The organism is Mycobacterium sp. (genome assembly GCF_035603715.1).
Classification (GTDB): Bacteria; Actinomycetota; Actinomycetes; order Mycobacteriales; family Mycobacteriaceae; genus Mycobacterium.
The window spans coordinates 1-6,346 of the sequence record NZ_DATNJW010000076.1 but is presented as its reverse complement, the minus strand read 5'-3'; the positions used below and the strand labels follow the sequence as shown (position 1 = coordinate 6,346).

Here is a 6,346-nt window from a genome sequence, read left to right as displayed (position 1 = left end):
TGACTGACTGGCGCGGCAGCGAAATTTGGTGTGCCATAACGTAAGTGCGCAAGAAGCAAACCGACGCCGATCGCTGCGCCCGCCGCGATCACGGCGAGCCGCGCCATTCCGACGTAGGTCGCCGGGTTGAACATCGTCGGCCATTTCGTTCGGATCAAGTGATCGTTCAAAGGTCGGCGTGCATACCGGTCCTGCAGCCAGCGCAGCGCCATCGGCGCCGACAGCGGATGCAGCAACAGGTGTTCGTTGAACGCATCGCGGTGATAGGTGACGTCGGCTCCGCCCGCAGAGTAGGCGTCGGCCAACCGGTCGATGTCTTCGACGTCGATCAGATAGTCGTGCACGGCTTGCACGATCAGCACCGGCGGCGTGGGCACCTTGGCGCCCAGCCTGATGCTGTCGAAGACATGCTGCACCTCGGGCATGGTCAGGACTTCCTCGAGTGGCCGGTCGAGGTACACGCCGACGTCCTTCTTGACCATCCGGAGCACCGCGCCGACTGTGGTCATGCTCTCCAGCCGCTGCAGCAGGGCGCGGCCCTCATCGCTGGCGTGCTCCTGGATGACCCGGTCCAAGTCGGGGTAGACGTGCATCAGCGCGGCGATCACCATGGCCGGCAGGCCGGACAGATAGGTGCCGTTGAGCCGGCTGAAGGTGTGGCCGAGATCGCCGACCGGTGATCCGAGCACGGCGCCGACGATGTCCAGCTCGGGCGCGTAGTCGGCGCACAGCTCGGCGGCCCATGCCGTCGCCAGCCCGCCACCCGAGTAGCCCCACAGCGCCACCGGCGCCGACGAGGCCAGCCCGAGTCGCTCGGCATTCAGCGCCGCCCGAACCCCGTCGAGAATGAAGTAGCCCGGCTCGAAGGGCGCGCCCCACATTCCGGTGCGGCCCTCGTGATCGGGTATCGACACCGCCCAGCCTTCAGCCAGGGCGGCGGCGATCAGCAGATATTCCAGCTGAGCCAGCGAACCGATGGCCAGCGCGCGTCGCCGCAACGCGTAGGACGGAAAACAGCGGGACGACACGGCGTCGATCGCGCACTGGTACGACAACACCGGGCAGGGCCGGTCGGGCGAGACGTCGGCGGGCACGATCACCGTCGTTGCCGTCGCCTCCGGACGGCCGTTCATGTCGGTCGTCCGGTAGAGCAGTTGGGTGGCCATCGTCCGCTGCGGGATCAGGCCGAGAAATGCCAGCTCCACATCGCGCGAACGCAGCACCGTCCCGGGGGCGGCGTGCTGATAACCGGGCGGTGGCTCGTAGAACGGGTCCTTCGTCGGCAGCACCGGGCGGGCCTTGGCCTGCAACTCCTCATGGGGCGCCCGACCGATCCACTCGGCACCGGTTTCGACAGCGCTCGCAAGGTTGCCAATGTCCATCGGGGCATTGTTGCTTAAGAAGGCATTAAGAATCCAGTCGGCCCGCCGGCGAGTCGCCCACGTCACGCTGAGCCGGGCGGGCGTAGCGCGGCGAATTCGTCGGTGACACGTAACTGGGAGTCGGTGAAGCGGTACAACGCCGCCGGCCGACCACCGCTGCGGCCGGAGTGCGCGACGGTGCCGGTTGGGGTGATCACGCCGCGGCGGGCCAGCACGCGCTGCAGGTTGGTGGTATCCACCTGATGACCCAAGGTCGCGCTGTAGATGTCGCGCAGCGTCGACATGGCGAATTCGGTTGGAGCCAAGGCGAATCCGATGTTGGTATAGGACATCTTGGCGACCAGGCGGGTTCGCGCGTGAGCGACCATGGGGCCATGGTCGAACGCCATCGGCGGTAACGCGGTGACGGGATGCCAACGGGTGTCGGATGGCAGCTCCGGGATGGCGGGGGAGGGAACCAGGCCCAGGAACGTCGACGCGATTGTGCGGGTACCGGGCAGCCGGTCGGGCTCAGAGAACACCGCGAGCTGCTCCAGGTGCGCGACTTCCCGCAGATCAACCTTTTCGGCCAGCTGGCGGCGCACCGACGTCCCCATGTCCTCGTCGTGGCGCAGCTGGCCCCCGGGCAACGACCACGCACCACGTTCGGGATCCTGGGCGCGTTGCCAGAGCAGCACGCTGAGCTCGGGTTTCTGCGTCTTCGGGCCTGGTCCGAGCCCGCGAACCTGGAATACGACGGCGAGCACTTCGTGCGCAGTGCTACCATTGACCATGTTTTCGATTATAAGTCGAAAACCCTTGCCGGGAGGCGAAAGGATCGACTATGGCAGTCGTGAATTGCACCGACGTACGGTCAAACGGACTGGATACTGACGTGGCAAACGATCTGGCTGCGAGAATCACCAACTCCCCCAATGGTTTCGGTGGCGTCGAGGGTGACGAGCGATGGGCTGCCGAGATTCGTCGGCTGGCCGACCTGCGGAACGCCACGATCCTGGCGCACAACTATCAGCTGCCGGCTATTCAGGATGTCGCCGACCACGTGGGTGACTCGCTGGCGCTGTCCAGGGTCGCGGCCGAGGCGCCCGAAGACACCATCGTGTTCTGCGGCGTGCACTTCATGGCGGAGACCGCGAAGATTCTCAGCCCGAACAAGACCGTGCTCATCCCGGATCAGCGGGCCGGATGCTCGCTGGCCGACTCGATCACACCCGAAGACCTGCAGGCCTGGAAGGACGAACACCCAGGCGCGGTCGTCGTCTCCTACGTCAACACCACCGCCGCGGTGAAGGCGCTCACCGACATCTGCTGCACGTCATCCAACGCCGTCGACGTCGTGGAATCCATCGACGCCGACCGTGAGGTGCTGTTCTGTCCCGATCAGTTCCTCGGGGCGCACGTCCGTCGGATGACGGGCCGCGACAACGTCCACGTGTGGGCCGGCGAGTGCCATGTGCACGCCGGGATCAACGGTGACGAGCTCGCCGATCAGGCCCGCAAGCACCCCGATGCGGAGTTGTTCGTGCACCCGGAATGCGGTTGCGCGACCTCAGCGCTGTATCTGGCCGGCGAGGGCGCGTTTCCGGACGACCGGGTGAAGATCCTGTCGACCGGCGGCATGCTGGACGCGGCGCGTGCCACCCGGGCTCGCCAGGTCCTGGTCGCCACCGAGGTCGGGATGCTGTATCAGCTGCGCAACGCCGCGCCGGAGGTCGACTTCCGCGCGGTCAACGATCGTGCGTCGTGCAAGTACATGAAGATGATCACGCCCGCCGCGCTGCTGCGTTGCCTGGTCGAGGGCGCCGACGAAGTTCACGTCGACGCCCAGACCGCGCAGCGGGCGCGCCAAAGCGTGCAGCGGATGATCGCGATCGGCCAACCGGGCGGCGGCGAATGAGCATTCACCCGGCCTGGCAGGAGAGTGCCGACGTCGTTGTGATCGGCACCGGCGTCGGTGGTCTGGCCGCGGGTCTGGCCGCGCACCGCGCCGGCCGGCGGGTGGTCGTGCTCAGCAAGGCCGGCCGCAAGCCCGGTGCGACGGCGACTCATTACGCCCAGGGCGGGATTGCCGTGGTGCTGCCCGACACCGACGACTCAGTCGACGCGCACGTCTCCGACACCCTGGCGGCCGGCGCCGGGCTGTGCGATCCCGATGCGGTGACGTCAATCGTTGCTGACGGCTTCCGGGCTGTCACCGAATTGGTCAGCGACGGGGCGCAATTCGATCAGGCCGCGGTCGGCGGTTGGGCGCTCAGCCGCGAAGGCGGACACTCGCGGCGACGTATCGTGCACGCCGGCGGCGACGCCACCGGAGCCGAGGTGCAACGGGCTCTCGACCATGCGGCGACCACGCTGGATATCCGGACCAAACACGCCGCGCTACGGCTGCTGCACGACACGGCCTCGGGAACCGATGCCGTGACCGGCGTGCTGGTGGCCGATCGGCGGAGCATCGGCATCATTCACGCGCCGTCGGTGATCCTGGCCACCGGCGGACTCGGCCAGCTCTACGGCGCGACGACCAACCCAAAAGGCTCAACCGGCGACGGCATCGCGCTGGCACTATGGGCCGGGGTCGCGGTGAGCGACATCGAGTTCATTCAGTTCCACCCGACGATGCTGTACGACGGCCGCGAAGGCGGTCGCCGACCGCTGGTCACTGAAGCGATTCGCGGCGAGGGTGCGGCTTTGGTTGACAGCCAAGGCAATTCGGTGACTGCGGGTGTGCATCCGATGGGCGATCTGGCGCCACGCGATGTGGTGGCCGGCGCTATCGACGCCCGGTTGCGCGCGATCGGCGACGAGTGCGTCTACCTCGACGCCCGCGGTATCGATGATTTCGGGCGCCGCTTCCCGACCGTCGCCGCTGCCTGCCGGGCAGCCGGTATCGACCCGGTGCGCCAACCCATCCCGGTGGCCCCGGGTGCGCATTACAGCTGTGGGGGCGTGGTGACCGATGTCCACGGTCGCACCGAGCTGCCGGGGCTGTTCGCCGCAGGCGAGGTTGGCCGCACCGGGATGCACGGCGCCAACCGCTTGGCGTCCAACAGCCTGCTCGAGGGTCTGGTGGTCGGAGGCCGGGCGGGCCGGGCCGCCGCCGAGCACGCGGCGCTGCTGGGACGCGTTCGCGCGACGGCAGGGGAGCCGGCCGGCTGTGGGGCGCTGGCCCGCGGTGACCTGCAGCGGGCGATGACTCGCGATGCCTCGGTGGTTCGCGACGCTGATGGCCTGCAGCGATTGATCGGAACGCTGTCGGAAGCCTCGCTGAGCGCCGTCACCACCCGGGCCGGCTTCGAGGACGCGGCACTGACCGTCGCGGCTCGCGCGGTGGCGACCGCCGCGCTGGCCCGTGAGGAGAGCCGCGGTTGTCACCACCGGGCCGAATACCCCGATGCTGCTGCCGGGCCGGCACGCAGCCTGGTCGTCCGACTCATCGACGATTGCGGCGCGCAGGTCGAGGAGCTGGCGGCGGTCTGCTGATGGGGCTCTCTGACGAGGAGCTCGTCGAGGCTCGTGCCACGATTGCCCGCGCGCTCGACGAGGACCTGCGTTACGGCCCGGACATCACGACAGCGGCGACCGTGCCCGAAGGCGCGGTGACGACGGCGTCGTTGATCACCCGCGAGCCCGGCGTGATCGCCGGGGTCGACATCGCCATCCTGGTGCTCGACGAGGTGCTCGGCCGCGACGGTTACCGGATCGTCAATCGCGTCGAGGACGGGGCCCGACTGCAGCCGGGTGCGTCGGCGTTGACGGTGGACGCGCGGATGCACGGCCTGTTGACCGCCGAGCGCACACTGCTGAACATGGTCTGCCACCTGTCCGGGATCGCCACCGCCACCGCGGCCTGGGTGGATGCGGTGGACGGCACCAAAACGAAAATCCGCGACACCCGTAAGACATTGCCCGGTCTACGTGCTTTGCAGAAGTACGCGATCCGGGTCGGTGGTGGCGTCAACCATCGGCTCGGGCTAGGTGACGCGGCGCTGATCAAGGACAACCATGTCGCGGCCGCCGGCTCGGTGGTCGCGGCGCTGCGCGCGGTGCGGGCCGCCGCGCCCGACCTGCCGTGCGAGGTGGAAGTCGACTCGCTCGAGCAGCTCGACGAGATCCTGGCCGAGGGTGCCGAACTGGTGTTGCTGGACAACTTTCCGGTTTGGCAGACCCAGATTGCGGTGCAGCGCCGCGATACTCGGTCACCGACAACCAAACTCGAGTCCTCGGGCGGTCTTTCACTCGATACCGCTGCGGACTACGCCGGGACCGGAGTGGACTACCTCGCCGTCGGGGCGCTCACCCATTCGGTGCGGGTGCTCGACATCGGCCTCGACGTCTAGGGCGAAGCGCCGTAGCCAAGCGTGCCCAGCCGCGGCGATCACCACCGCGGCGGTGCGGCGCCGCGGCCGAAACCCCACGTCGACTGGCCCAGTCTCGGTTTGCTCACATCGTCGGGCACTCGCCGAAAATCGGCCTGCAGCAACGGTTCCGCGTCCGATCCTGCGCTGATGGCCGAACAGGGTGCCCTGAATTCGCAGTCACGGCAATGCGGGGCGTAGGTCGGATAGATGGTTGGCCAACCGGTCATATCCACCGCCTCGGCGGCGATCAGCGCTCCCACCGAGGTGATCTCGTGGCGGGTGCGGCGAATGCGCGTGCGACGCAACGGCCCCGCGGTGCGCTGCTCGGTGCGTTCCGTCGCGTCGCCGCGTGATGCCCGGGCCGAAACCCGTTGATGTTGCGGGACCGATCGGCCACCGCCGCTGGCCTCGTGTTGGGCCACGGCTTTCGGCGCGCGTCTCGTCCCTGACCCGGCGGGCGGGAATTCGAGTGGGCCGTCGGTGCGCACCTCGTTGTGGATGGTGCCCGCGACCTGGACTCCGATGTAGTCATGCTCGAACGCCCAACAGGCCGCCACCGCCTGCTCGTCGCGATCCCACCGATCGACGTCCTGCCACTCGTCGACG

Annotated in this window: 6 protein-coding genes; 3 read left to right on the top strand and 3 right to left on the bottom strand. The window is 68.2% G+C overall.

Annotation, left to right across the window (positions count from 1 at the left end; genetic code table 11):
• Together VN856_RS03120 and VN856_RS03115 are read right to left on the bottom strand one after the other, a co-directional pair.
• Window positions 1-1,382 (bottom strand): lipase family protein (locus VN856_RS03120; protein WP_325686049.1); only part of this gene is annotated, 1,382 nt, incomplete at its 3' end.
• 62 nt (window positions 1,383-1,444) lie between these two features.
• On the bottom strand, window positions 1,445-2,155 hold the full coding sequence (locus tag VN856_RS03115; protein WP_325686047.1) for an NUDIX hydrolase: 711 nt from the start codon (window positions 2,153-2,155) through the stop codon (window positions 1,445-1,447).
• Between the two features lie 50 nt (window positions 2,156-2,205).
• On the opposite strand from VN856_RS03115, the gene nadA reads away from it, so the two are divergent.
• Genes nadA through nadC form a run of 3 tightly spaced genes read left to right on the top strand, consistent with a single transcriptional unit; the run spans window position 2,206 to window position 5,719 of the window.
• On the top strand, window positions 2,206-3,279 hold the full coding sequence (gene nadA / locus VN856_RS03110; protein WP_325686045.1) for a quinolinate synthase NadA: 1,074 nt from the start codon (window positions 2,206-2,208) through the stop codon (window positions 3,277-3,279).
• A complete protein-coding gene (locus VN856_RS03105; RefSeq protein ID WP_325686043.1) occupies window positions 3,276-4,862 on the top strand; it encodes an L-aspartate oxidase in 1,587 nt (528 codons plus the stop codon). The genes nadA and VN856_RS03105 overlap by 4 nt, the downstream gene beginning before the upstream one ends.
• Window positions 4,862-5,719, top strand: coding sequence for a carboxylating nicotinate-nucleotide diphosphorylase (gene nadC / locus VN856_RS03100; protein WP_325686041.1), 858 nt, complete (start codon window positions 4,862-4,864; stop codon window positions 5,717-5,719). Before VN856_RS03105 ends, nadC begins: the two co-directional genes overlap by 1 nt.
• 38 nt (window positions 5,720-5,757) lie before the next feature.
• Here the strand turns inward: nadC and VN856_RS03095 are convergent.
• Window positions 5,758-6,346, bottom strand: a 589-nt coding sequence (locus tag VN856_RS03095) for a hypothetical protein (RefSeq protein ID WP_325686039.1), incomplete at its 5' end; no start/stop codon positions are given.